Source organism: Enterococcus sp. JNUCC 77 (assembly GCF_054819945.1).
In genome coordinates this window covers 738,627-760,801 of sequence record NZ_JBTHIG010000001.1, presented here as the reverse complement: position 1 = coordinate 760,801, position 22,175 = coordinate 738,627, and the positions used below count along the sequence as shown (strand labels likewise).

General features: G+C 36.5%; 23 protein-coding genes, 1 tRNA gene and 1 other annotated feature. Of the genes, 7 read left to right on the top strand and 17 right to left on the bottom strand.

The features are described from left to right. Positions 1–2: 2 nt before the first annotated feature. From sufU to ACVWNY_RS03770, 11 genes are all read right to left on the bottom strand, one after another. On the bottom strand, positions 3–479 hold the full coding sequence (sufU, locus tag ACVWNY_RS03820) for a Fe-S cluster assembly sulfur transfer protein SufU (RefSeq protein ID WP_218324512.1): 477 nt from the start codon (positions 477–479) through the stop codon (positions 3–5). After that, entirely contained in the window at positions 466–1,701 is a 1,236-nt protein-coding gene (locus ACVWNY_RS03815; RefSeq protein ID WP_454071690.1) for a cysteine desulfurase, read from the bottom strand. Before ACVWNY_RS03815 ends, sufU begins: the two co-directional genes overlap by 14 nt. Beyond that, the gene (gene sufD, locus ACVWNY_RS03810) at positions 1,701–2,978 is read right to left on the bottom strand and encodes a Fe-S cluster assembly protein SufD (protein WP_218324510.1); all 1,278 of its coding nucleotides are present in this window, start codon (positions 2,976–2,978) and stop codon (positions 1,701–1,703) included. The genes ACVWNY_RS03815 and sufD overlap by 1 nt, the downstream gene beginning before the upstream one ends. A 13-nt stretch (positions 2,979–2,991) precedes the next feature. Further along, a complete protein-coding gene (sufC, locus tag ACVWNY_RS03805) occupies positions 2,992–3,762 on the bottom strand; it encodes a Fe-S cluster assembly ATPase SufC (RefSeq protein WP_218324509.1) in 771 nt (256 codons plus the stop codon). A gap of 204 nt (positions 3,763–3,966) precedes the next feature. After that, the gene (locus ACVWNY_RS03800; RefSeq protein ID WP_218324508.1) at positions 3,967–4,815 is read right to left on the bottom strand and encodes a MetQ/NlpA family ABC transporter substrate-binding protein; all 849 of its coding nucleotides are present in this window, start codon (positions 4,813–4,815) and stop codon (positions 3,967–3,969) included. A 63-nt stretch (positions 4,816–4,878) separates the two neighbouring features. Next, complete coding sequence (locus ACVWNY_RS03795) at positions 4,879–5,574, bottom strand: methionine ABC transporter permease (RefSeq protein ID WP_218324507.1); 696 nt, start codon at positions 5,572–5,574, stop codon at positions 4,879–4,881. Continuing rightward, the gene (locus tag ACVWNY_RS03790; RefSeq protein WP_218324506.1) at positions 5,567–6,595 is read right to left on the bottom strand and encodes a methionine ABC transporter ATP-binding protein; all 1,029 of its coding nucleotides are present in this window, start codon (positions 6,593–6,595) and stop codon (positions 5,567–5,569) included. Before ACVWNY_RS03790 ends, ACVWNY_RS03795 begins: the two co-directional genes overlap by 8 nt. Positions 6,596–6,649: 54 nt before the next feature. After that, positions 6,650–6,892 (bottom strand) — a binding site (T-box leader). Positions 6,893–6,964: 72 nt separating this feature from the next. Then, positions 6,965–7,264, bottom strand: coding sequence for a glycine cleavage system H family protein (locus tag ACVWNY_RS03785; RefSeq protein WP_218324505.1), 300 nt, complete (start codon positions 7,262–7,264; stop codon positions 6,965–6,967). Next, positions 7,264–7,620 (bottom strand): arsenate reductase family protein, encoded by a 357-nt coding sequence (locus tag ACVWNY_RS03780; protein WP_218324504.1) that lies wholly within the window; start codon positions 7,618–7,620, stop codon positions 7,264–7,266. Before ACVWNY_RS03780 ends, ACVWNY_RS03785 begins: the two co-directional genes overlap by 1 nt. After that, entirely contained in the window at positions 7,613–8,821 is a 1,209-nt protein-coding gene (locus ACVWNY_RS03775; protein ID WP_218324503.1) for an FtsW/RodA/SpoVE family cell cycle protein, read from the bottom strand. Before ACVWNY_RS03775 ends, ACVWNY_RS03780 begins: the two co-directional genes overlap by 8 nt. A 407-nt stretch (positions 8,822–9,228) precedes the next feature. Continuing rightward, positions 9,229–9,301, bottom strand: a tRNA-Thr gene (locus ACVWNY_RS03770). Between the two features lie 147 nt (positions 9,302–9,448). Here ACVWNY_RS03770 and ACVWNY_RS03765 point away from each other — a divergent pair. After that, the gene (locus tag ACVWNY_RS03765) at positions 9,449–9,667 is read left to right on the top strand and encodes a hypothetical protein (RefSeq protein WP_218324815.1); all 219 of its coding nucleotides are present in this window, start codon (positions 9,449–9,451) and stop codon (positions 9,665–9,667) included. 48 nt (positions 9,668–9,715) lie between these two features. On the opposite strand, the gene upp is transcribed toward ACVWNY_RS03765, so the two are convergent. The 6 genes from upp to ACVWNY_RS03735 all read right to left on the bottom strand — a co-directional run bounded on the left by upp (position 9,716) and on the right by ACVWNY_RS03735 (position 15,410). After that, the gene (upp, locus tag ACVWNY_RS03760) at positions 9,716–10,345 is read right to left on the bottom strand and encodes a uracil phosphoribosyltransferase (RefSeq protein WP_218324502.1); all 630 of its coding nucleotides are present in this window, start codon (positions 10,343–10,345) and stop codon (positions 9,716–9,718) included. A 69-nt stretch (positions 10,346–10,414) separates the two neighbouring features. After that, positions 10,415–11,647: a serine hydroxymethyltransferase gene (gene glyA, locus ACVWNY_RS03755; protein WP_454071689.1), complete on the bottom strand. Its 1,233-nt coding sequence runs from the start codon at positions 11,645–11,647 to the stop codon at positions 10,415–10,417. Between the two features lie 76 nt (positions 11,648–11,723). Beyond that, on the bottom strand, positions 11,724–12,734 hold the full coding sequence (locus ACVWNY_RS03750) for an L-threonylcarbamoyladenylate synthase (RefSeq protein WP_454071688.1): 1,011 nt from the start codon (positions 12,732–12,734) through the stop codon (positions 11,724–11,726). Positions 12,735–12,928: 194 nt separating this feature from the next. Beyond that, positions 12,929–13,759, bottom strand: a complete 831-nt coding sequence (gene prmC, locus ACVWNY_RS03745; protein WP_454071687.1) for a peptide chain release factor N(5)-glutamine methyltransferase — start codon at positions 13,757–13,759, stop codon at positions 12,929–12,931. Beyond that, a complete protein-coding gene (gene prfA, locus ACVWNY_RS03740) occupies positions 13,752–14,825 on the bottom strand; it encodes a peptide chain release factor 1 (protein WP_218324498.1) in 1,074 nt (357 codons plus the stop codon). Before prfA ends, prmC begins: the two co-directional genes overlap by 8 nt. A gap of 3 nt (positions 14,826–14,828) precedes the next feature. Further along, on the bottom strand, positions 14,829–15,410 hold the full coding sequence (locus ACVWNY_RS03735; RefSeq protein ID WP_454071686.1) for a thymidine kinase: 582 nt from the start codon (positions 15,408–15,410) through the stop codon (positions 14,829–14,831). 261 nt (positions 15,411–15,671) lie between these two features. On the opposite strand from ACVWNY_RS03735, the gene ACVWNY_RS03730 reads away from it, so the two are divergent. The 6 genes from ACVWNY_RS03730 (at position 15,672) to ACVWNY_RS03705 (ending at position 22,157) form a co-directional block, all read left to right on the top strand. After that, positions 15,672–17,204, top strand: a complete 1,533-nt coding sequence (locus ACVWNY_RS03730; protein ID WP_218324496.1) for a YfcC family protein — start codon at positions 15,672–15,674, stop codon at positions 17,202–17,204. A gap of 98 nt (positions 17,205–17,302) precedes the next feature. Next, positions 17,303–18,037 (top strand): DUF2087 domain-containing protein, encoded by a 735-nt coding sequence (locus tag ACVWNY_RS03725; protein ID WP_454071685.1) that lies wholly within the window; start codon positions 17,303–17,305, stop codon positions 18,035–18,037. A gap of 12 nt (positions 18,038–18,049) precedes the next feature. Beyond that, a complete protein-coding gene (locus ACVWNY_RS03720) occupies positions 18,050–18,349 on the top strand; it encodes a GIY-YIG nuclease family protein (protein WP_454071684.1) in 300 nt (99 codons plus the stop codon). Between the two features lie 134 nt (positions 18,350–18,483). After that, entirely contained in the window at positions 18,484–19,881 is a 1,398-nt protein-coding gene (locus ACVWNY_RS03715) for a TrkH family potassium uptake protein (protein ID WP_454071683.1), read from the top strand. 238 nt (positions 19,882–20,119) lie between these two features. Next, positions 20,120–21,472: a Mur ligase family protein gene (locus ACVWNY_RS03710; RefSeq protein ID WP_218324492.1), complete on the top strand. Its 1,353-nt coding sequence runs from the start codon at positions 20,120–20,122 to the stop codon at positions 21,470–21,472. Further along, the gene (locus ACVWNY_RS03705) at positions 21,465–22,157 is read left to right on the top strand and encodes a type 1 glutamine amidotransferase (RefSeq protein WP_454071682.1); all 693 of its coding nucleotides are present in this window, start codon (positions 21,465–21,467) and stop codon (positions 22,155–22,157) included. The genes ACVWNY_RS03710 and ACVWNY_RS03705 overlap by 8 nt, the downstream gene beginning before the upstream one ends. The last annotated feature ends 18 nt before the right edge of the window (positions 22,158–22,175 follow it).

The window sequence follows — 22,175 nt, the reverse complement described above, 5'->3', positions numbered from 1 at the left end:
TCCTATTCGTTATGAAGTTGTTCTTCTTTGGCTTGACCAGTTTCGTCAGTTAAAGCTTTTCCTAAAGCTTTCCAAGCTAAAGTCGAGCATTTGATGCGGGCGGGGAATTTCGCCACACCTGATAGCATTGCGGCATCACCGAGGGCATCACTGTCTTCTTCTGAGATTTCGTTGCCCTGTACCATTTGAGCAAAAACAACTGCCAAATGTTCGGCTTCTTCCACTGGTTTTCCAATCACTACATCGGTCATCATTGACGCAGACGCAGAGGAAATAGAACAGCCACTGCCAGAAAAAGCGATGTCTTCAATCTTTCCATCTTTTACTGCTAATTCCAATTCGATTACATCACCACAGGTTGGATTATTCATTTCAATATTTGCAGTAGAATCTCCACTAATCTTTCCAAAATGATGGGGATGACTTGAATGATCCAAAATGACTTGGCGATATAAATTATCTAGTTTAGATAAGGCCATCTTTGAAAAACTCCTTCGTTGCTTCGATTGCAAAAATCAACCGATCAGCATCTGCTTTTGTATTATAGAAATAAAAGCTTGCCCGAGCTGTTGCCGGGACATTTAAGTATTTCATTAAAGGTTGGGCACAATGATGTCCTGCTCTGACCGCGACACCTTCCATGTCTAAAGCAGTCGCTAAATCATGAGGATGCACGCCGTCAATATTGAAAGCAATCACACCCGTATGACTAGCTACATCTTGCGGGCCATAAATAGTTACCCCTTCAATGTTTTGCAATTTTGGTAAAACGTAATCAACCAATTCTTGTTCATATTGGTGAATATTTTCAATCCCAATTTCGTTCAAATAATCAATCGCACCACCTAGAGCAATTGCGCCAGCAATATTTGGTGTACCTGCTTCAAATTTCCAAGGTAATTCTTTCCAAGTACTGTCAAAAAGATTCACGAAGTCAATCATTTCGCCACCAAATTCAACTGGTTCCATTGCGTCTAAATATTTACGTTTGCCATATAATACACCGATTCCAGTTGGACCGCACATTTTATGCCCACTAAAAGCAAAAAAGTCAGCATCTAAATCTTGCACATCCACCTTCATATGTGGCGTCGATTGGGCACCATCAACAATCATTACTGCATCGTTGGCGTGCGCTAATTGAGCAATTTCTTTAATCGGATTAACGACACCTAAAACATTTGATACATGAGCTAATGAAACAATCGCTGTTTTTTTGTTGATAACTTTTTCGACTTCTTCCATGTCTAAATGACCTTCGTCAGTAATAGAAAGATAGCGTAAAGTTGCTCCTTTGCGATCCGCTAATTGTTGCCAAGGAATAATGTTTGAATGATGTTCCATATAAGAGATGACAATTTCATCGCCTTCTTTTACGAAAGCATCGCCATAACTTCGCGCCAACCAGTTTAATCCAGTCGTCGTTCCCCGGGTAAATAAAACTTCTGCTGTTTCACCAGCATTAATAAACTTACGGACTTTTTCACGACTTGCTTCGTAATCTTTGGTTGCGCGTTCCGCTAAAGTATGAACACCACGATGAACATTAGCATTGTCGTGTTCGTAGTAGTAACGTAAAACATCTAGTACTTGGGTAGGTTTTTGAGTCGTTGCTGCATTATCTAAATAAACCAGTGGTTCGTCATTTACATCTTGAAATAAAATGGGAAAATCATTTCTAAGGCTAAAAAAATCTTTCATTATTTCGTCAACTTCCCTTCGATGGTGGCAATTAACTGATCTTGCGTCGCTTTCACTGGAATCGCCGTTAAAACTGGACCTAAGAAGCCACGAATAACTAAACGCTGTGCTTCATCTTTTTTTAGTCCCCGGCTCATTAAATAGAATAATTCATCTGGATCTACACGACCCACACTGGCTGCGTGACCAGCAGTGACTTCATTTTCATCAATTAATAGAATCGGATTGGCATCGCCACGAGATTTTGTTGAAAGCATTAATACGCGACTTTCTTGTTGCGCATCTGCTCCTTTGGCACCTTTTAAAATATGTCCAATACCGTTAAAAGTTAAAGTAGATTTTTCTAAAATGACACCATGTTGTAAAATGTGTCCAATTGTATGCGGCGCTTTATTGGTCACTCGCGTATCAATTCCTTGAACTTGTTTACCAGTACTAATGGCTACAATTTTCACTTCAGAATGAGCACCGTCACCCACTAAATCAGAATCAAAATCAGCAATCACGTTACCATCATTCATAACACCGATCGCCCAGTCAATCATAGAATCTCTTAGTAAATATCCGCGACGGTTCATATAAGTCGTAATATTTTCACCCAGTGAATCCACTGCTGAGAATTTTACTTGGGCACCTGGTTTGGTGATCACTTCTACTACCACATTACCAGTTAATTTTTTCGCTTCATTGCCATGAGATTCAAAGCGTTCCAAATATGAAAATTGGCTGTTGTCTTCCGCAACAATTAATACATGTTTAAAGAAATGTGCATCCGCGTTACCATCATGTAAAAATAAACTTTCTAAAGGTTTTTCAATCACAACATTTTTTGGCACGTACAAGAATACACCGTTGTTCATAAAAGCTGCATGTAAAGCAGTTAATGAATTTTCTGTGTAAGGCACAGCTTTTGTCATGAAATACTCTCTCACTAAGTCACCATGTTCCTTGACTGCTGTTACAAAGTCAGTGAAAATTACACCTTGTTCAACTAACTCCGGTGAAATCTGTTCAAATACGGTTTGTTCACCTTGTTGAACTACCATTGGATTGTCTGACATATTAGAAAAATCAGGGACATTTCCAGTAGTTACTTCTGCTTCAGGTTTCACATTATATAAATTCCAACGAGCGAAACGAACTTTTTCAATCGTTGGTAAAGGTAGTTCATCAATTTTACTTAAGGCATCTACCCGCAAATCAGTCAGCCATTGAGGTTCTTCCCATGCCGCTGAATAGCGTTGCACGTCTTCAAGATAATCAATCCATTTTGTCATTTATCTTGCCCTCCTAAACTTCTTCTTTGTAGTCAATACCTAATTCTTTTGAAATGCCGGCATAGCCTTCTGCTTCTAGACGACGCGCTAAGTCAGCGTCACCTGTTAAGACAATTTTGCCATCCATCATGATGTGTACCACATCTGGCACGATATAATTTAATAAACGTTGATAGTGAGTAATCACTAAGGCGCCAAAATTTTCTCCTCTTAAAGCATTGATACCTTTTGATACAACTTTTAGAGCATCAATATCTAAACCAGAATCAATTTCGTCCAAAATCGCAAATGTTGGTTCAATCATCAATAATTGTAGAATTTCGTTCCGTTTTTTCTCTCCACCAGAAAAGCCTTCGTTTAAGTATCGTTCAGCCATTTCTTCTGGCATATTTAATAAAGCCATTTGTTTATCTAGTTTTTTCAAAAATTGCATGACTGAAATTTTATCGTCTTCTGGACGGCGCGCATTCATAGCTGCTCGCATAAATTCAGCGTTGGTCACACCAGGAATTTCACTTGGATATTGCATCGCTAAAAATAGTCCTAGACGGGCTCTTTCATCCACTTCTAACTCTAAAATATTTTTTCCATCAAATAAGATTTCTCCTTGGGTCACTTCGTAATTTGGGTTACCCATGATGGCTGCTGATAAGGTTGATTTTCCTGTTCCGTTTGGTCCCATGACTGCGTGGATTTCGCCGGTTTTCATGATTAAATTAACACCTTTTAAGATCTCTTTATCTTCAATGGCTACGTGTAAGTCTTTGATTTCTAAAACTGACATGAATTTCCCTCCAAAAAAATATTTTTCCGTTCTCACATATTTTAATCTAAATGAGAATGGAATACAAACGAATTCCGATAAAATTCTTTAAAAAAATAATCTTTATTTAGAATAATTATAATTTCAGAAAATAGCAAGGATCTTTCAATAAAAAAACTCTGAAAACGTTTTTTCGTCTCCAGAGTTTCAACATTATTTATTTGATCATTCACCAGCATCACTAGCTACTGGTTTAACTGAACCGCCCCATTTTTTAAGGATCCAGTCTTGTACTTCTTTTTGATGTAATACATCATTTAATTTTTGGATATTTTCGTTATCTTTATCTTCTGTGCGTGACACTAATACATTTACGTATGGTGAGTTATCTTCTTCTAAAGCAATTGAATCTTCCAATGGATTTAAACCAGCACCATAGGCAAAGTTGGCATTAATTGCAACAACTGTTTTTGGTTCATTTTGATAGGTTGTAGTTAACAACGATGGATCAATATCGTGTTTAAATTCAAGGTTTTTAGGATTGTCTGTAATATCATCAAAAGTTGCAGTCTCTAAATCGGTTCCTTCTTTAACATCAACTAGACCAGCATTTTTTAAGATAGTAATAATTCGGCCCCAGTCAGATTCTGAATTCGAGGTAATAATTGTCGTTCCTTCAGGAATGTCATCAATATTTTTGACATCTTGTGAGTACAACCCCATTGGCTCAATATGAATGGCACCAACGTTACTGAATTTATAATCATTTTCTTTGATGGCTTTATTTAAGAATGGTAGATGTTGGAAATAATTGGCATCAATATCACCATCTGCTAAAGCTTTATTTGGTAGAACATAGTCATCAAATTTTTTGATTTCTAAGTTCACACCCTCTTTTTCTAAAATCGGTTTTACATGTTCTAAGATTTCAGCATGAGGGGTTGGTGAAGCGCCCACCACTAATGTATTACTATCGCCGCCTGAACTATCAGAACTTGATGAATCACTATTACCACATGCTGCTAAGCCAAATGTCACTAATCCCAATGCTACTAATCCTGCCCATTTCTTCATAAATATTTCCTCCCATATTTTAAGATAATCTATTTTTTATTTCATTGAATCCTGAATTTACTCTCAACGTTTGTCGGTTTTCTTTGTTAAGAAATCTCCGACCCCTTGAACAATGAATACAATAATTAGAATAATGATTGTTGCTACAAAAGTTACAGTATAATTTCCTCGTTGGAAGCCTTCTTGCCACGCCAGTGAACCAAGTCCTCCTGCACCAATTGCCCCCGCCATCGCTGTAAAACCAATCATGGAAACAGTAGTTACAGTTAAGCCAGAGATCAACGCTGGTAAACTTTCTGGAATCAAAACTTTGATAATCGTTTGAAAATAATTAGCACCCATTGCATCAGCAGCTTCTAGCACACCACTGTCAACCTCACGAAAAGCAATTTCAACCAAGCGTGCATAAAATGGTGCTGCTGATAAAACTAAGGCCGGAATGGCTGCCTGAGCTCCTAAAATCGTTCCAACTAAAGCTCGTGTAAATGGAATAATTAACACCATCAAAATCATAAACGGTGTCGAACGGAAAATATTACTTAAAATCGATACGATACCGTATAAGATACTTCTGGCAAAAGATTTCTTACGACCAATTGAATAAAGCAACAGACCTAAAAGCAAACCTAAAACCAAAACAATTACCATCGAAACGATCGTCATATATAAAGTATCTCTAACAGCTTCTTTCATTGTGGTAGGATCAACATTGCTAAAATTCAAATATTGTTCTACAAAACTTTGATTATTATTAGCCATGATGCAACACCTCCACCCCAACTTTTTGACTTTCGAAAAATTCGATAGCCTTGGTGACTTCGCTACCTGTTAATTGCACAGTCAAAGTACCAAAAGAATTACCAGCCGCTCGTTCGATGTTGCCGTAAATGATACTAACATTCACATCAAAATTTCTAATAGCTTGTGAGACGACTGGTTCACCCGCATTGTTTTCGACAAATTGTAACGAAGCCAATGTTCCTGTTGGGTTTTCTTTGATAAACTCTGCTAGTAAGGCAGCTGGGTCATTTTTAGGTTCTAATTCTTGTTGTACAAAAATTTTAGTCACGGCTTGTTGTGGATGACGGAAAACTTCTTGAACATTGCCTTCTTCCACAATTTTTCCTAACTCCATTACTGCCACTTTATTACAAATTTTTCTAACCACATTCATTTCATGAGTAATTAAGACAATGGTTAAGCCTAATTGTTGGTTAATATCTGCCAATAATTCCAACACTTCTTCGGTTGTTTGTGGATCTAAAGCACTAGTGGCTTCGTCACATAAAAGAATATCTGGATCATTTGCTAATGCCCGCGCAATTCCAACTCTTTGTTTTTGCCCACCAGATAATTGTGATGGGTAGGCATTACCACGGCCCTCTAAGCCAACTAATTTTAATAATTCTTCCGCCCGACCTTTTCGTCGTTCTTTTGGTACTCCGGCTAATTCTAAAGGCAATTGAATATTTTCTAAAACCGTTCGTGACCACAAAATATTAAAATGCTGAAAAATCATGCCCACTTTTTTGCGAAATTGTCGCAACTGATTTCCTTTTAATTTTGTAATGTCTTCACCATCGACGATGACTTCACCAGCAGTTGGTGTTTCAAGTCCATTTAATAAACGAACCAACGTACTTTTCCCTGCCCCTGAATAACCAACAATACCAAATACGTCACCTTTTTCGACAGTTAAATTAATGCCTTGTACCGCATGAACTGTGCCAACTTTGCCGCTAAATGTTTTTACGACTTGACTAAGTTCGATGAATCCCATAAATCTTCCTCCTCCAACAAAAAAAGCCTCCGCCCCAAATGTATAAAAAGATACACTTAGGACGAAAACTCAAACTTTCGTGTTACCACCTATTTTTGTCATTATCTCGCAATAATAACCTCTTCAAGTACTTGTCAACGACGCATACTTAGGTGCTATATCGGGCACACCCGTAACGAACTCATCGTCCGCTAAAGCTCAAAGACCATCTTCTACCTATGCAACTCCATTCCTTTTCAGCTACCGGAACTCTCTGTATGACTTGTTTAGATATACTCTTCTTTTCATTGCTTGTTGTTATGTTGAAATGAATTATAGCAGTCTAAGAAATCTCTGTCAACAAATTCATCAAGCTTAATTTTTCTCGGCTTATTTTTTAATTTTGACGATCCACGCAGCAACTTCGTCTTTAGGATCAATTTTTTCTGGAGTTTGCAAGAAAATTTGATTGATTTCTGAAACTGTTCCTGCTACTGGACTTTTAAATTCACTTACTGCTTTTTCAGCTTCTAATTCTGCCAAAACATCATCCATTGCTAAAATTTGGCCTACTTTAGGTAAAGAAGCAAACGAGATTTCGCCTAACTCATCTAAAGACGTTAATGTAAGACCAATCGTTGTAAAATCATCTGTTTCATCTAGCCATAAACCGTTTTTTTCATTTGCCATTAACTAAACACCTCTTCATAAGTTGTATCTTTAAAACCATTCACTACAAAGTGATTGTCTTTAATAATCATTGGTCGCTTTACTAGCATGCCATCACTAGCTAATAATTTGCTAGCTTCCGGGATGCTCATTTCTGGAACTTTATCTTTTAATTCTAGTTCACGATATTTCATCCCGCTAGTATTAAAAAATCTCCGTAATGGCAACTCACTATTGGTCAACCATTTTTCGAAATCCTTTTGACTTGGTGTTGCTTGAACTAAATCAATTGTTTCAAATTGAACTTGATTTTCTTCTAGCCAAGCTTTTGCTTTTCTACAAGTAGAACATTTTGGATACCAATAAAATTTATACACGTCGCGCCCTCCTGTGAAGCTCAATTTCTGGATTTTTTTTACTTTGATACCGCATGGATAAAATTAGACCGACACCAATCATATTCCCTATAATTGATGATCCCCCTTGACTAATAAATGGCAAAGGAATCCCAGTCAACGGTAATAGTCCGATATTTGCACCAATATTTTCAAAGACGTGGAATAAAATCATCATAATAATCCCAGTCGATATATAAGCATAAAATTCATTGTTCATGTCAAAACTGACCCGAATCATCCGATAAATCAGTAAGAAATATAATAAAATAATCAATGCACCGCCGACAAAACCAAAATTTTCACCAAAAACGGTAAAAATCATATCAGATTCACGTACTGGTACGTAAACACTACTTACATTGTAGCCTTTACCAAACATACCTCCAGAACCAATTGCCATTAAAGAATGGGCTAATTGAAAGCTATCTCCCTGTGGGTCATGGAAAGGATCTAACCATGAATCAATCCGGGAAAACTGATAATTCTTAAAACCAATAAAGCTTAGCACTTCACGGCCAGAATCAGTTGTTACTAGAAAAATAACGGATCCTGCTAAAAGAACCGCCAAACTCATTACCGGGATAATAATAATCCAAGAGATTCCGGACATTAAAAACATACCTGCAAATATCGCAAAGAAGACCAGCATTGTTCCGAAATCATTTTGTGCCATGATTAAGCCTAAGACTGGAATCGTGACTAAAAACATTTTACCAATTAATTTCAAATCACTTCTTAAACTGCGCACACGATGAGCTACATTATGTCTTGTAATCACATAAGCCATCATCAAAATATAGGCAATTTTCATTAATTCCGCCGGTTGAAAGGTTAAACTCCCAAAGCGGAACCAGTTTTTCGAACCTGTTGAAGCTGCCAATGCAGGATCATAAAATCTTAATAAGGCCAGCATGACCGCCAAACCAAGGCCATACAAAAATGGTGTAACTTTCCAAATAAATTTCGCATTAAAGTGAATAATAATTATAATTGCAACAGCTCCGACGATGTACCATAAAGCTTGCATCGATAAGCTAGTAAATACATTAGGATTTCTCGGGTCATGACCCAGAGCAACATACAATGACAATAAACCGATTAGACATAAAACAAAGACTGGTAAAATCACACCATAATCAATGCGACTGTCATCATTGCTTCTTTTTCTTTTTTTATCCATTTTTCATCTCTTTTCCACCAGTATACTGTTACATTATAGACGCTCCTGATGATAAAACAAAGCGGCAATCATCGGTCTTTTGAAAAACTTTGAAAAAAGAGCACGTATTATTTACACATATGGTAAAAATAAAAAAAATTTGGCTTTATAAGAATTTTACTGAAAATAGTTTTTTAAATAAATAGGATTGATGGTATAAATTTTATAAAGTAAACGTAGTAAATTGCAAAAAAATAATCTCTTTAAACATAATAATCAATGGATGGGTATGGTCAAGGAATACGTTCAGTTAAAAAAGTAACTTTTTATACCGAAAGATGAAACTTTAGGTATTAAGCTAAAATAATTTATTTATATTTTAAATTAAAAAAGACAAATCCACATTTTGGCGTGGATTTGTCTTTTTATGCCAGCTGCAGGAATCGAACCTGTGACCTACGCGTTACGAGTGCGTTGCTCTACCGACTGAGCTAAGCTGGCAAACTACAAAAAAATTATAGGCAACTTTTCAAAAAAAGTAAAGGCAAACCTTCGAAAAAGTCCCATAGATGAAAAAATGGCTAAAAAATGTTATAATGTAATGTGTAACACTAAAGGAGGCGAGTTTTTTTGGCAACATTTGGTAAAATGGACACGCAGATCGACCCTTCCGAATTAGGAAAAACTTTTCCTATTACTACGCAAGTTACTTTTACTGTTCATGGTAAGAAACAAACTGGTAAGGTAACGAAACAACTACGTAACGCAGCAATTGTTGAGATCGATGAAACAACAGCAAATACAAATTTGATAAATGAATCAAATGGTGTCGCTGTAATTAACTACAAACAGCTAGAAAAAATTTAAAGCTGATAAGATAAAAGACCGATTCTTTAAAAAGAATCGGTCTTTTTCTTATTTAGTACCGAATAAACGGTCGCCTGCATCACCTAAACCAGGTACAATGTATCCTTGTTCATTTAAATGATCATCTAATGCTGCAGTATAAATATCAACATCTGGATGAGCATCTTGTAATACTTTTACGCCTTCTGGAGCAGCAACTAAACAAACGAATTTGATGTTAGAAGCGCCACGTTTTTTTAATGAATCAATTGCCATGATCGCAGATCCACCAGTCGCTAACATTGGATCGACTACGAATAATTGACGAGAATCAATATCTTCTGGCATTTTAAAGAAATATTCGTGTGGTTTTAAAGTTTCTTCATCACGGAACATTCCCACATGACCTACTTTGGCAGCTGGAATTAATTCTAAAATACCATCAACCATTCCTAGACCTGCACGCAAGATTGGCACAATTGCCACTTTTTTTCCTGACAAAGTTTTTTGAGTGGACATAGTGATTGGTGTTTCGATCTCTACATCTTCTAAAGGCATATCGCGAGAAACTTCATAAGCCATTAACATGGCAATTTCGTCTACAACCTCACGGAAAACTTTTGTACCACAGTTTTTATCGCGAATAATTGTTAATTTGTGTTGAATTAAAGGATGATCGATTACTTGAAACTTACCCATTTTTAATTGCTCCTTTTGTGCTCATTTTGTCTTATTATAAGCTATCTTTTTCCATAAGAAAAGTTTTTCTTACAAAGGATTTTTCTGAGTGAGTCTCAACACTTCAGCTTTCACTTTATCTAATTGTTGGCTGTCACCTTTTGATTTTAGTGTAGCGATAATTGCTTGTGCTACCGCTTTTGTATCTTCTTCATCAAAACCACGAGAAGTAATCGCCGCTGTACCGACACGAATGCCACTGGTTTCTCTTGGGCTTTTTGTTTCAAACGGAATTGAATTTTTGTTTACAGTAATATTCACTGAATCCAACATTTCTTCAGCTTCACGTCCACTAATCTCAAAACCAGCTAAATCTAATAAAAGTAAATGATTGTCACTGCCGCCTGAGACAACTCGCATTTCTGGCGTATCATTGAAAACAGTTTCCATCGCTTTAATATTATTTAAAACTTGTTGGCTGTATTCTTTAAAATCAGGCATTAAAGCTTCTTTAAATGCGACAGCTTTAGCAGCAATTACGTGCTCCAATGGGCCACCTTGCGTTCCTGGAAAAACAGCGCTATTGATTTTTTTCGCTAACTCAGGATTATTAGTTAAAATTAATCCACCACGAGGTCCTCGCAAAGTTTTGTGAGTCGTAGAAGTAACAATATCAGCATATAGCACTGGATTGGGATGCAAACCAGTCGCAACCAATCCAGCAATATGGGCCATATCTACCATTAATTTTGCATCCACTTCATCAGCAATTTCTTTAAACTTAGCAAAATCAATTGTTCTAGAATAAGCACTTGCTCCTGCGACAATTAATTTTGGTTTGTGTTCAAGCGCTAATTGGCGCACAACATCGTAATCAATAGTTTCAGACTCTGGATCAACACCATAGCCTACAAAGTGATAGGTTTTCCCGCTAAAGTTTACCGGAGAACCATGAGTTAAGTGACCGCCCGCTGATAAATCCATTCCTAAAACTAAGTCACCAGCTTCAATCAGTGACAAATAAGCTGCTTGATTGGCTTGAGAACCAGAATGAGCTTGAACATTTGCAAATTTTGCATCAAATAATTCCTTGGCACGATCAATTGCTAAATTTTCTACAATATCAATAAATTCACAACCACCATAATAGCGACGACCAGGGTAACCTTCTGCGTATTTATTCGTTAAAACGGTCCCTTGCGCTGCACGAACAGCTGTTGAAACAATATTTTCTGATGCAATCAATTCTAAATTGTTCTGTTGGCGCTCCTCCTCTAAGGAAACTGCACGCCATAAATCTGGGTCTAATTCTTTGTAATTCATCAACACTCCACCCCTTAACTGTTTAGTAGTTTTAAGTATACGAGATTTGTAACCTTTTATCGAATATTATGCCAAATTATTTTTTGAAGTATTTTTGTCCTGCCGCTTTTTTTAATCGATTCATATAAGCCAAACCTAGATCTGTCTCAGAAAAAACATTAGCAAAAATAATGTCAACATCTTCTCTCTGATCCAGTGCTCGTAACCCACTAAACAAACCATGAGTAGCTGCTTCAATCGAATCGTTCTCAAAAATAAAATGATTCAATCCAGTAAATTTATCACTTATCGCTGGACCTGCTAAAATACCCACTCGTAAATTCTCACTTTTTGCCCAATCAATAGCGGCTGGCCAATCAGAATTTTCCACCATATAAACCGGTGTGTCCGGCGAGTAATGTTTATATTTCATCCCCGGTGCTTTTGGCGTTTCAGTTTCTTTCACCAAATGAGCGTCCAAAGGAACCTCAATTCCTAAAACATCTTCCAAAATTTCCTTAGTGACTGCTCCCGGTCGTAAAATAGTCGGAACGTCACCACTTAAATCTAATACGGTTGATTCAACACCAATTTGTGTCGCACCGTCATCTAAAATTCCTGCTATTTTTCCATTTAAATCGTGATAGACATGTTCAGCTGTCGTTGGACTCGGCTTGCCAGAGGTATTGGCACTAGGTCCGACTAAAGGAAATCCCGCTTCTTTTATTAATTTTAACGTTATTTTATTGTCTGGCACTCGAAATGCTGCTGTGGATAAACCACCTGTAACAACAGGATTTAATGCACCTTTTTTTAATTCAAAAATTAATGTCAACGGTCCTGGCCAGAATTCTTTTATGATCTGTTGAGTTAAAGGATGATACTTTTCCACAAATTGTTTCGTCATTTCAAAGTCTGATACGTGCACAATTAAAGGATTGTCAGCGGGACGTCCTTTGACCGCAAAAACTTGCTTGACAGCTGCTGGTAAAAGCGCGTCAGCACCCAATCCATAGACAGTTTCCGTGGGAAAAGCGACTACCTCGCCGCTTTTTAATAAATCAATCACCTGCGGCAAATCTGCCGCTTTAAATATTTTTGTTTCCACAGTTTATCCACAACTCCTATTATCTTGATTTCCCAATTTTTCAAACACTTATTTTAAGTTACCCACGACTTGTGGATAAATCTTTTGTCAAGTGTGCATAACCTTGTTGATAACTTTTAATTCGTTTTCAAGACTGATACCATCAGTTTTTCTATAAATTATGAAAGAAAAATAAAATTTTTATCCCCAGATTTTTATTCAACGACAATCATCCGATCCAAACCAAACAAATCTCTTTTCAGATTGACTTCTTTAGCTGGAAAAGCTTGTTGAAAGATTTCTTTAACAGAGTCTGCCTGTTGGAAGCCAATTTCTAAATAAATTTTTCCTTGAGGATTTAATAATTTCGGTGCTTCTTCAGCAATTTTCTGATAGATTGCCAATCCTTGATTATCGGCAAATAATGCTTGTTTCGGTTCAAACTTACGGACACTGACATCCATTAATTCCCATTCATCAGCTGAAATATATGGCGGATTACTAATAATGATATCTTGTTTTTCTGTCAATTTTGCTAGAACATCACTTTTTTTAAAATGAACTTCTGCAGACAAGTTTTCAGCATTCATTTTTGCCACTTCCAGTGCTGCTGTTGAAATATCTAATGCTGTGACTTGCCAAGAAGGTTGCGCTAATTTCAAACTAATGGCGATCACCCCCGTGCCTGTCCCAATATCGGTCACTTTTAAATCTTTTTTAGGATTTTCAGCTAGACATAAAGCAACTAATTCTTCTGTTTCAGGTCGCGGAATTAAAGTGTCTTTAGTAATCTTAAAAGTTTGACCATAAAACTCTTCATAACCTAATAGGTATTGGGGTGGAATGTCTTTCATTAGCTCAGCTAAATCTGCTTCAATGATTGCTTCATCAGCCGGCGAGATTGACTTGCGCATATTTAACAACCAAGTGGTTTTGTCCCAATTTTTACGTGCTAAAAATAAATATTCTATTGCATGGCCTTCTTTTCCATGACGCTCTAAAAAAGAAGAAGCCCTGGTCAGGACTTCTAAATAGCTGTTAGACATTTTGTAATTCTTCCAATTTCTTCGTTTGATCGTAAAGAATCAAGGCATCAACTACTTCATCTAATTTACCAGCTAAAATTTGATCTAGTTTTTGGATTGTCAAACCAATCCGATGATCAGTCACCCGATTTTGTGGATAATTATATGTTCTAATTCTTTCAGAACGATCACCAGTACCGACTGCTGATTTTCTTGATGCGTCGTATTCGCTTTGAGCTTCTGATGAAATTTTATCATACACTCGGGCACGTAAAATTTTCATAGCTTTTTCGCGATTTTTGATTTGTGAGCGTTCATCTTGCATTGCTACCACCACTCCAGTTGGAATATGTGTTAAACGAACAGCCGATGCAGTCTTGTTGACGTGCTGCCCGCCGGCGCCTGAAGCATGATAGATATCTGTTCGAATATCTTTATCAGCAATATCTATTTCAACTTCTTCCGCCTCTGGCATGACTACCACTGTCGATGTTGAAGTATGAATCCGACCTTGCGATTCAGTCGATGGTACCCGTTGCACTCGGTGGGCACCACTTTCATATTTTAATTTTGAGTAGACATTGTCACCAGTAATCATCATGATAACTTCTTTATAACCGCCGATGCCCGTTACGTTCGCTTCTAAAACTTCAGTGCGCCAGCCTTGGCCTTCAGCATATTTTTGGTACATATTAAATAAGTCACCAGCAAATAAAGCTGCTTCATCACCACCAGCTGCACCACGAATTTCCATAATAATATTTTTATCATCATTAGGATCTTTAGGTAGCAACAAAATTTTTATTTCGTCTTCTAATACTTCTTTTTCTTTTTTTAAATCCGCTAGTTCTTCTTTTGCCATTTCAGCTAGTTCAGCATCTAAGTTTTCACCTAGTAGTTCTTCGGCTTCACTGATTCCTTCAACGACCTTTTTGTATCGACGATAAGTTTCAACGGTCTCACGAGTATTTGCTTCTTCTTTTGACAATTGCATAAAACGATTTGTATCAGAGATTACCGCTGGATCACTTAATAATTCTCCGAGTTCTTCATATCGATCTTCAATTGCTTGCATTTGATCGTACATGGATTATGTTTCCTCCTTAATTTTTGGGTGTAAATAGTGGTTACGACAAACTGGGTAATAAGCTTCATTTCCGCCAATTTGCACTTGGTCTCCTTCATAAACGGGTTTGCCATCAATATAATGCAAGTTCATGATTGCTTTTTTGTGACAGAACCAACAAATGGTTTTTAATTCTTCCAATTTATCTGCATATAATAAAAGATATTTTGAGCCTTCAAATAGTTCATTTCTAAAATCATTTTTTAAACCAAAGGCCATCACTGGTATGCCCAACTGATCAACAATTTTAGCAAATTCTAAGACATGATGTTTCAGTAAAAACTGTGCTTCATCAATTAAAATACAATAAGGCTTGTAGTCTAACTGCCTAATTTCTTCAAAAACATTGGTCTCTGCAAAAATTGGTTGCGCCTCACGACTTAAGCCGATACGACTAGCAATTCTACCAACACCATCTCTTGTATCTAAACCACTTGTCATTAAGACAACGGGTTTGTTTTGTTCTTCATAATTGTGAGCAACTTTTAAAATCTCAATAGTCTTCCCACTATTCATTGCTCCGTATTTAAAAAAAAGCTGTGCCATTAGTATCACCTTTCCAAATAGTTCCTAAAATATCATAGCAGAAAAAGACTGATATTTACAGATTTTTCTATTGCTTCACTGTCATTCGCTATATTTTGTAGCGATTAAATAAAATACAAGCTGTTATCTCTCTTCTTAAATTAAAATTAAATAATATAAAAATGATAATCTTTTCAATTATTTTTGATCAAAGAAATGCGTTGTATAATAAATTAAGGGCATTTTAAAAAAGTCCTTAAAATATAAAAGGAGTTGTTAAAAATGGAAGAAGTCCCACAAAAGAAAAAGCGTTCATTTCCCAGTGCCTATACGGTAATTATCATCGTATTAATTATGGTACAAGCCCTCACTTTTTTTATCCCTTCAGGTAAATACAGTACTTTAATGTACGATGGTGAAAGCGATGAATTTGTTATTACTGCACCTTCTGGGAAGGAAGCTACAGAACCTGCAACGCAAGCAACTTTAAATGATTATGACATCAAGATGGACGTGGAAAAATTTAGGGATGGGACGATCTACCGTCCAGCAGCGATTCCTGGATCTTATGAAGAGATTGAGAAGCCTGCACGGGGAGTTACAGGAACAATCTATCAATTTCTATCTGCCCAAGTCCAAGGGATTGCCGACAGTATTGATATTATTATATTTATTTTAATTCTAGGTGGTGTCATCGGTATCGTTAATGCTACAGGTGCGATGAATGCCGGTATGATGCGTTTATCAGACAAACTAAAGAATAAACAAAAATGGTTAATTGTCATCGTTTTAACTTTAATTGCTTTAGGCGGTACTACTTTTGGTTTGGCAGAAGAAACGATTGCCTTTTATCCCATTTTGATTCCGATTTTCCTATTAGCTGGTTATGACACACTCACCGCGGTCGCCACGATTTATCTGGGAACAGCTATTGGAACCATGGCATCGACTGTCAACCCCTTCTCAACAGTTATCGCTTCAAATGCTGCTGGGATAAACTTCACCGAAGGAATGGGTTTGCGGGTTGCAATGTGGATAGCTGCTGTTGGTTTATCCATTGTTTATACCATTCGTTACGCTGAAAAAGTTCGTTTAAATCCTGAAAAATCATTGGTAGCAGACACTGCTGGTGAAGATCGGGCACATTTTTTAGGCGATTTAGATTTAGAAGAACGTTCCCTTTTCAGTGGTCGTCAAAAACTTACGTTAATTACTTTTGTAATGGGCTTCGTGGTGATGATCTGGGGCGTGCAGCAATTAGGTTGGTATTTCACTGAAATTGCAGTAGTTTTCTTGGGTGTTACTTATATCTTGGCTTTTGTTGCTGGCTTAGGAGAAAAGAAATTCATCAACAGTTTTGTGGCCGGTGCAGCTGATTTATTAGGCGTTGCCTTAACTGTCGGGATTGCTCGTTCTGTCGGTATCGTAATGGAGAACAGCTTTGTAAGTGATACAATCATGAACTTCTTTAGCAATAAAATTAGTGGCATGAATAGCGTATTATTTATTTGTGTCTTGTTCTTTGTTTATATTATTTTAGGTTTCTTTATCCAATCATCTTCTGGCTTAGCGGTACTTTCAATGCCGATTATGGCACCGTTAGCTGATGTGGTTGGGATTGATCGGGCAATGATAATTGATGCCTACAACTGGGGCCAAGGGATCATTGCTTTAGTGGCACCGACCGGTTTGATTTTGGTTTCATTAGCCATGGTCAATGTCGGCTTTGATAAGTGGATGAAATTTGTCACGAAACTTTTGGCAATGACCGTTGTACTTATCTTAGTCTTCTTAATTATTGGTGTATTGATTTAATAAAAGATAATGTTAGACGAAGATTGATAAATAATCTTCGTCTTTTTTGTTGACAATTTTAATAAACAAATTATAATTATGTTTGACAGGAGGGTATTATGGATATTACTAATTTATCTTTAGAAGCAATCAAACAAGGTTGGCATCAAGGTGATAATAAGTATCATTGCAATTATTGCGATGCCGTTTTTGCTAAAGAGGAAATATTTCAAATCGGCGAAAAATTCTTCTCAGCTGAACAAGCAGTCATTCAACATTTGATTAAAAATCATGCAGGTAAAACGAATCCTTTAATTCATCTGGACAGTAAATACAATACTTTGACAGATAAGCAAAAAGATTTATTAACGGCTTTTGCTAGCGGAAAAAAAGATGCTGAAATTGCCGAACTTTTTAAAGTCAGCCCATCAACCATTCGACATCAAAAATTTACCTTCCGTCAAAAAGCGAAACAAGCCAAACTATACTTAGCAACCTTTGAAAATGTCTTTCAAAAGGACGATTATTTACCAATTCCACTAAAAGCTACTGATGTAGATGATCGATTTGCAATTACTGAAGAGGAATATACAGCCTTAATAAAAAAATACTTTGATTTTTCAAAAGGCGCTCAATTAAAACAACTACCTAAAGGTCAAAAGAAAATCATCGCCATCCTAAATCGAGTGATTGAGGAAATTCCAACAGAAACGATGCTGACAGAAAAGGAATTGAACCAATACTTGACTGAGATCTATTTTGATTATGTGACCTTAAGACGCTATTTGATTGACTACGGTTTTTTAAGTCGTACAACCGATGGAAAAAAATATTGGCGGGAAAGTAACAAATAAAGGAGATTTAAGATGGATTTAGCGAGAAAAAAAGCATTATTGCAAGAATACAAACAGCAAAAAACATATTACGGTGTCATTCAAATAAAAAATAAATCAAATGGAAAAATCTTTATCAAAGCCGTTCCTAATACAAAAAATCGTTGGCATTTTTATCAATTAAATTTAAATAATAATTTTTATCATGGCACACCACTACAAGAAGACTGGAATCAATTGGGAGCAGAAAATTTCAGTTTTGAAGTTCTTTGGGAAAAAGACACTGATAAAGTCACTAATATGAAGCAAGAATTAAAAAAACTGCAAAAATAATGGCTGGGAAAGCTACAACCTTTTGCTGATAAAGGTTACAATAAACCAGTAAATGATTAAACGCACTGATTTTCAGCGCGTTTTTTTGATTGTCTGCTATACTAAGATTAAGAAAAAAATTTAGGAGTACCCCTATGCACTTAGAACAACGCTTCGACTTTTTGAAAAAACAGTGGCAAAAATTAACTAATCGCTTTTCGTCGATTCAAATTATTGTTTCCTACTATATTGTAATGACAATTTTAGCATTAGGCTTATTTTATTTGCCGATTTTTCGACAACCAGATTCCCATGCTTCTTTTTTAGATATGCTGTTTATGTCCATTTCAACTATATCAGTAACTGGTTTAACGACTTTCAATATTCACGAAATATTTAATGATCGTGGCGTTGTTTTATTGGAAATTCTATTTCATGTTGGTGGTTTAGGAATCATGATGATTAGCACTTTCTTTTTCATTGTTTCTAAACGTAAAATCACCTTAAAACAAAGGCAACTAATTATGACTGATATGAATCAACCTCGTTTAAGTGGGATTGTTAATCTAATCAAGGTTACTTTTAAGATGATTCTGTGGGTTGAATTGATTTTTGGCATTTTGTTTTCTCTTCATTTTTATTTAAGCGGTTCTTACAAAAAAATCAGTCAGGCAATTTTCTATGGTTTTTATCAAGCAATTTCGGCGGTTACCAATTCAGGTTTTGACGTGACTGGTGATTCGATTATTCCCTTCGCAAATGATCATTTTTTCATTCTAACGGTTATGCTATTGATTTTTATCGGTGGGATTGGTTTTCCAGTGATGATGGATTTTCATGGCTGGGTTTTTCACAAAATAAAAAAAGACCGAATGCCCTTTCGTTTTTCACTCTTTTCTAAAATTGCCCTTTTAGCTTTCGTAATTTTATTTATCGGCGGCGCATTAATTATTTGGTTACTAGAAAAAGACCATAGTTTTAATCAGATGAATTTCTTAGACCAATGGTTAAATGCTGGCTTTTATTCCATGACTACCCGTAATGCTGGCTTACAAATTCATGATTTAAACCAATTCCAAGGTACTACTTTGATTGTCTTTTCCATGCTGATGTTTATTGGCTGTTCACCTAGTTCCGTTGGCGGTGGTGTTCGAACGACAACCGTTGCAATCATCGGATTATATCTCTATTCTTTCTTGAAAAATGAAAATGACATTAATGTTTTTGGTCGTAAAATTCCACCAGAAGATGTCAGAAAATCGGTTGTAGTTTTTATGCTTTCAGCTGGAATGTGTTTTTTTAGTATCTTATTTTTGACTGCTACTGAAAAACATTCTTTGGTAGCAATCATTGTCGAGGTTACTTCCGCCTTTGGAACCACCGGACTATCATTAGGCATCACACCAGATTTATCTATAACAGGTAAATTGATGATTGCTTTATTAATGTTTATTGGTCGAATCGGAATGCTGTATACTTTAATGCTCTTTGTACCAAAAGAAACCCGCGATATTGGTTACGAATTTCCTGAAGAAAAAATTATTATCGGATAATCAGCACAAAAAGTTTAAAGGTTATCCAAAAATTCATCGTATTTTATTCATATTTCTTCGTTAATATACAAACATACCAAATAATCCTATTTCTTTTTCATCCTTACTCCTGACCCGATGTTCCCCTGACATCGGGTCTTTTTTGGTTAAAACTTAAGAAAGAGAAAAGCCGTTTAAATTTTTTTGGCAAATATGATAAGATACAACTAAATTTGTAAATAGACACGGAGGATTTATGATGGGGTTAAAAAGTCAACTAGCGATTACCGCTGGCAAGACGGCACAATGGGTTCTAAAAACCTTTTTTAAAGGAGGTTCCAGCTATCCGGGGAAACTAGCGTTAAGCTTAGATCCAAAAGTGCTGGATGCCCTTGTAAAAGATTATAAAGTGGTGGTTGTTACTGGAACAAACGGTAAGACTTTAACAACCGCTTTAACGGTAAATATTTTAAAACAAGAATACGATTATGTCTTAACCAATCCAACTGGTGCCAACATGGCCCAAGGAATCGTATCTACTTTTTTAAATGCCAAAGGAAAACGGGGCGATAAAAAAATTGCTGTCTTAGAAATTGACGAAGCAAGTTTAAGTAAAGTGACTGAATATATCAAACCAGAGCTGTTTTTATTTACCAATATTTTTCGCGATCAAATGGACCGCTACGGTGAAATTTACACAACTTACAAACTAATCGTCGACGGCGCCGCAAAATCGCCTACAGCGCCAATCATTGCTAATGGTGACTCGCCAATTTTTAACTCAGTAGAAACCGTGAATCCTAGAAAATATTATGGCTTCGATCACGAACCTGATCATGAACAGGATGCCCATTACAATACTGACGGTTTGCTTTGTCCAGTTTGTCAGCACATCTTAAAATATCAAATGATTACTTATGCTAACTTGGGTAAATATTTCTGTCCTAACTGTGGTTTCCATCGTCCTGAATTAGACTATCAATTAACCGAAATGGTAGCTATGGATAACCAATCCTCTGAATTCGTGATTGATGGACAAGATTATAAAATCGAAGTCGGTGGTCTTTACAACGTCTACAATGCACTAGCGGCTACCGCTGTAGCAGAATATTTCAACATTGCTCCTGAAAATATCAAAAAAGGCCTTGGTTATGATGAAAAAGTTTTTGGTCGCCAAGAAGAATTTGAAATTGAGGGTAAAAAATGTACCTTAGTTTTAGTGAAAAATCCGGTGGGTCTAAACCAAGTAATCGATATGATTGGACTAGCACCCTACCCTTTCTCACTAGTCTCTTTACTAAATGCTAACTACGCTGACGGGATTGATGTCAGCTGGATCTGGGATGGTAATCATGAAGCATTCGCTGAAATGAATATTCCAGCGGTAATTGCAGGTGGCGATCGGCACAAAGATATGGCTTTACGACTAAAAGTGGCTGGGATTCCTACAGAAAAATTAACTGAAGCCGAAAGCTTAACTGAAGTCATTGAAGATATCAAAAAATTACCTACTGAACATGTCTATATTTTAGCGACTTACACAGCAGTCTTACAATTGAGAAAAGAATTGGCACAAAAAGGTTACATTGATGGAGGAATGGATCGTGGCTAAATACGAACTGAATCTAGCACACTTATATGGTAATTTACTCAACACATACGGCGATAACGGCAACTTGTTAATGTTGAAATATTATGCTGAAAAGATGGGCATTGACTTGCATACTGAAATTGTCAGTATCTACCAAGACTTCGACGCTGAAAAATACGATTTAGTTTTCTTCGGTGGCGGACAAGATTATGAACAAATGATTGTCTCAAAAGATATTCAAAATAAAAAAGAAGCCATCGAAAAATATATCGAAAATGATGGTGTGCTTTTAGCTGTCTGTGGTGGCTATCAATTATTAGGTCATTATTACGTCGGCGCTGACGGCGAAAAAATTCCCGGTATCGGTGTAATGGATCACTACACTTTGAGCCAAGACAATAATCGTTTTATCGGTGATATCATTATTCATAATGAAGAATTTGACGAAACCTATTACGGCTTTGAAAATCATAATGGTCGGACTTTCCTTGGTGAAGGTGAACGACCACTCGGTACGGTAAAAGAAGGTAAAGGGAACAATGGCGAAGACAGCGGCGAAGGTGTCATTTACAAAAATGTTTACGGCACGTATTTCCATGGTCCAATTCTTTCTCGCAATAAAGCCCTAGCTATCCGTTTATTACAAACTGCTTTAAAAAATAAATACGGTGAAAATATTGACTTACCAGAAATTCCTGAAGACTAAAAAAGCGTGGCTACGAAA

Bases quoted from the DNA above. Each gene is read 5' to 3' on its own strand.
- ACVWNY_RS03775 (WP_218324503.1), bottom strand. From the start codon at position 8,821: ATGGATAAAAAAAGAAAAAGAAGCAATGATGACAGTCGCATTGATTAT.
- ACVWNY_RS03800 (WP_218324508.1), bottom strand. From the start codon at position 4,815: ATGAAGAAATGGGCAGGATTAGTAGCATTGGGATTAGTGACATTTGGC.
- upp (WP_218324502.1), bottom strand. From the start codon at position 10,345: ATGGGTAAGTTTCAAGTAATCGATCATCCTTTAATTCAACACAAATTA.
- sufU (WP_218324512.1), bottom strand. From the start codon at position 479: ATGGCCTTATCTAAACTAGATAATTTATATCGCCAAGTCATTTTGGAT.
- ACVWNY_RS03715 (WP_454071683.1), top strand. From the start codon at position 18,484: ATGCACTTAGAACAACGCTTCGACTTTTTGAAAAAACAGTGGCAAAAA.
- ACVWNY_RS03785 (WP_218324505.1), bottom strand. From the start codon at position 7,264: ATGGCAAATGAAAAAAACGGTTTATGGCTAGATGAAACAGATGATTTT.
- ACVWNY_RS03735 (WP_454071686.1), bottom strand. From the start codon at position 15,410: ATGGCACAGCTTTTTTTTAAATACGGAGCAATGAATAGTGGGAAGACT.
- ACVWNY_RS03795 (WP_218324507.1), bottom strand. From the start codon at position 5,574: ATGGCTAATAATAATCAAAGTTTTGTAGAACAATATTTGAATTTTAGC.
- ACVWNY_RS03720 (WP_454071684.1), top strand. From the start codon at position 18,050: ATGGATTTAGCGAGAAAAAAAGCATTATTGCAAGAATACAAACAGCAA.
- sufC (WP_218324509.1), bottom strand. From the start codon at position 3,762: ATGTCAGTTTTAGAAATCAAAGACTTACACGTAGCCATTGAAGATAAA.
- sufD (WP_218324510.1), bottom strand. From the start codon at position 2,978: ATGACAAAATGGATTGATTATCTTGAAGACGTGCAACGCTATTCAGCG.
- ACVWNY_RS03725 (WP_454071685.1), top strand. From the start codon at position 17,303: ATGGATATTACTAATTTATCTTTAGAAGCAATCAAACAAGGTTGGCAT.
- prfA (WP_218324498.1), bottom strand. From the start codon at position 14,825: ATGTACGATCAAATGCAAGCAATTGAAGATCGATATGAAGAACTCGGA.
- ACVWNY_RS03815 (WP_454071690.1), bottom strand. From the start codon at position 1,701: ATGAAAGATTTTTTTAGCCTTAGAAATGATTTTCCCATTTTATTTCAA.
- ACVWNY_RS03790 (WP_218324506.1), bottom strand. From the start codon at position 6,595: ATGGGATTCATCGAACTTAGTCAAGTCGTAAAAACATTTAGCGGCAAA.
- ACVWNY_RS03710 (WP_218324492.1), top strand. From the start codon at position 20,120: ATGGGGTTAAAAAGTCAACTAGCGATTACCGCTGGCAAGACGGCACAA.
- ACVWNY_RS03730 (WP_218324496.1), top strand. From the start codon at position 15,672: ATGGAAGAAGTCCCACAAAAGAAAAAGCGTTCATTTCCCAGTGCCTAT.
- prmC (WP_454071687.1), bottom strand. From the start codon at position 13,759: ATGTCTAACAGCTATTTAGAAGTCCTGACCAGGGCTTCTTCTTTTTTA.
- ACVWNY_RS03765 (WP_218324815.1), top strand. From the start codon at position 9,449: ATGGACACGCAGATCGACCCTTCCGAATTAGGAAAAACTTTTCCTATT.
- glyA (WP_454071689.1), bottom strand. From the start codon at position 11,647: ATGAATTACAAAGAATTAGACCCAGATTTATGGCGTGCAGTTTCCTTA.